Annotated in this window: 3 protein-coding genes; all 3 read left to right on the top strand. The window is 60.9% G+C overall.

All coding sequences use genetic code 11. From position 1 onward, the window contains the following. Nucleotides 1-93 precede the first annotated feature (93 nt). Nucleotides 94-957 (top strand): urea transporter, encoded by an 864-nt coding sequence (locus tag NUV89_RS28860; protein WP_257783999.1) that lies wholly within the window; start codon nt 94-96, stop codon nt 955-957. A 31-nt stretch (nt 958-988) separates the two neighbouring features. Further along, nucleotides 989-1813 carry an ion transporter gene (locus NUV89_RS28855; RefSeq protein ID WP_257783998.1) on the top strand — a complete coding sequence of 275 codons (825 nt, stop codon included), beginning with the start codon at nt 989-991 and terminating at the stop codon, nt 1811-1813. A 105-nt stretch (nt 1814-1918) separates the two neighbouring features. Then, entirely contained in the window at nt 1919-2923 is a 1005-nt protein-coding gene (locus NUV89_RS28850; protein WP_257783997.1) for a sulfate ABC transporter substrate-binding protein, read from the top strand. Nucleotides 2924-3001: the final 78 nt, after the last annotated feature.

Below are 3001 nucleotides of genomic sequence, written 5' to 3'. Positions count from 1 at the left end.
CACACTTGACCGAGTACATCCCTTGGAATGCAGTCGAATGTGGGAGCGGGCTTGCTCGCGAAGGGGGCAACTCGGTCTAACTGACTTACCCCTATGCATAACCCAACTTGCCCCGACTGGGCCGAAGCCCTGCTCAACGGCTTCAGCCAGATATTCCTGCAGCGCCAGCCGCTGTGCGGCCTGCTGTGCCTGCTGGCCATCCTGATCGGCGCCCCGGCCTTGTTCGGCGGGGCGTTGCTCGGTGGCGTGGCGGGTTTGCTCACGGCCCAGCGCCGGGGCTATCCCAAGGCCGAGCGCCAAGCCGGGCTCTATAGCTATAACGGCGTGCTGCTGGGCTTGTTGATCGGCCAGCACTTCACCTGGTCGGCCTTGTTGCCGCCGCTGATCCTGGCGAGCGGCGGGCTGGCGGCGATGCTCACGCGTCAATGGCTGAAACAGACAGCCTTGCCGCCCTACACAGCGCCCTTCGTGGGCCTGGGTTGGTTGCTGCTGGGCACGCTGCCGCCAGGCGACCTTGCCCTGGTCGAACCGGATGCCCTCGCCGTCGTTGCCGCGCCCTTCACCGGGCTCGCACAAATCATGCTGCTGGACCAACCGGCGGCTGGCGTACTGATTGCCCTCGGCCTGTGGCTGGCCAACCGGCGTGCCGTACTGTGGGCCTTGCTCGGCGCCAGCCTCGGCGTGCTGGTCGCGCTGCTGCTGGGCGAACCCACCAGCGCCCTCCTCGGACTGCACAGTTACAACCCCGCGCTCGCTGCCCTGGCCCTGAGCCCGTTACGCCGCCAACCCTGGCTGCCACTGGTCGGCATCGGCCTGGCGATCCTTCTGACGCCCGCCTTCACCGCCCTGCACCTGCCTGCGTTGACCGCGCCCTTTATCCTCGCCTGCTGGCTGGTGCGCGCCGGTGTGCGCCTGCTGCAGAAACCCCGCATGGACAGCCCCTTCGAATCCCCCTAGGCTTGCTCGACATCTGATTCAGGCGGGCTTTATGGACAGCAACAACGACTGGCGCCAACGGCTCTACGTCATGATTTTCCAGACCGATACCAATGCCGGGCGGCGATTTGACGGCATCTTGTTGCTGATAATCCTCGCCAGCCTGGTGATCGTGATGCTCGACAGCATCGACGAGATCCACCAGAACTACGCCGACGTGCTGGCCTACATCGAGTGGGGCTTCACCATCATCTTCGCCATCGAGTACGGGCTGCGGCTGTATTGCTCGCCCAAGCCGTTGCGGTATGCCTTCAGTTTTTATGGGTTGGTGGATCTGCTGGCCATCGTGCCCGGCATCCTCGCCCTGTATTACAGCGATGCGCAGTACCTGTTGATTATCCGCATCATCCGTATGCTGCGGATCTTCCGCGTGCTCAAGCTCAGCCCGTACCTCAAGCAGGCCAACTACCTGATGGCGGCGCTGCGCGGCAGCAAGCAGAAGATCGTGGTGTTCCTGGTCAGCGTGTGCACCCTGGTGACGGTGTTCGGCACCTTGATGTACGTGATCGAAGGCCCGGAACACGGCTTTACCAGCATTCCCAAGGGCATCTACTGGGCCATCGTCACCCTGACCACCGTGGGCTTTGGCGATATCGTGCCGAAGACGCCCTTGGGCCAGGTGATTTCATCGCTGGTGATGATCACCGGTTATTCGATCATCGCCGTGCCCACCGGGATTTTCACCGCCGAACTGGCCAGTGCCATGCGCGGTGAGCAGCTGCAACACGACTGTCCGGTGTGCAAGAAAAACAGCCATGAACCCCACGCCGCATTCTGCGCGCGCTGTGGGAGTAATCTTTTTCATAAAGTGGAATAAGCAAAGTGCGTTTTAATCTTTAAACGTCTATGCAGGCCCGGCTATAGTCGCTGGCAAATTGCCGTCATCTACACCGTCACCTTCTCGAACAACAAGGAATGAGCAGTGAAAAAATTCGTTAGCGCCTCCCTACTGGCCGCCGGCCTTGCCCTGGCGGGCGCCGTCCAGGCAGCCCCCGTGACACTGCTTAACGTCTCCTACGACGTGATGCGCGATTTCTACAAGGACTACAACGCCGCGTTCCAGAAGCACTGGGACGCCGAGCACCCGAACGACAAGCTGACCTTGCAGATGTCCTTCGGCGGTTCGAGCAAACAAGCACGCTCGGTGATCGACGGCCTGCCGGCTGACGTCATCACCATGAACATGGCCACCGACATCAACGCCCTGGTGGACAACGGCAAACTGGTGCCGGACAACTGGGTCACGCGCCTGCCGAACAACAGCGCACCGTTCACCTCCGCCACCGTATTCATCGTGCGCAAAGGCAACCCAAAAGCCCTGAAAGACTGGCCAGATCTGTTGAAAGATGGCGTACAAGTGATCGTGCCCAACCCGAAAACCTCGGGTAACGGCCGCTACACCTACCTGTCGGCCTGGGGTTATGTGCTGAAGAACGGCGGCGACGAAAACAAGGCCAAGGCCTTTGTCGGCAAACTGTTCAAACAAGCGCCGGTGCTGGATACCGGTGGCCGTGCGGCCACCACCACGTTCATGACCAACCAGATCGGCGACGTGCTGGTGACGTTCGAGAACGAAGCGGAAATGATCGCCCGTGAATTCGGCCGCGACCAGTTCGAAGTGATCTACCCAAGCGTCTCCGCCGAAGCCGAGCCACCGGTGTCGGTGGTCGACAAAGTGGTCGAGAAGAAAGGCACCCGCGCGGCCGCCGAAGACTACTTGAAGTACCTGTGGTCGGCAGAAGGCCAGGAAATCGCGGCCAACAACTACCTGCGCCCACGTGACCCGAAAGTGCTGGCCAAGTACACCGACCGCTTCCCGAAAGTCGACTTCCTGTCGGTGGAGAAGACCTTTGGTGACTGGCGCACCGTGCAGAAAACCCACTTCAATGATGGTGGGGTGTTTGACCAGATCTACAGCGGGCAGTAACTGAATAAACGCGGTTAAAACTGTGGGAGCGGGCTTGCTCGCGAATGCGGTGGATCAGCCAATGAATCTATTGACTGA

The organism is Pseudomonas sp. 18.1.10 (assembly GCF_024655625.1).
Classification (GTDB): domain Bacteria; phylum Pseudomonadota; class Gammaproteobacteria; order Pseudomonadales; family Pseudomonadaceae; genus Aquipseudomonas.
Note: the sequence above shows the minus strand (reverse complement) of the source record. Positions and strands in the feature narration are given on the sequence as shown.

Bases quoted from the DNA above. Each gene is read 5' to 3' on its own strand.
- NUV89_RS28860 (WP_257783999.1), top strand. From the start codon at position 94: ATGCATAACCCAACTTGCCCCGACTGGGCCGAAGCCCTGCTCAACGGC.
- NUV89_RS28855 (WP_257783998.1), top strand. From the start codon at position 989: ATGGACAGCAACAACGACTGGCGCCAACGGCTCTACGTCATGATTTTC.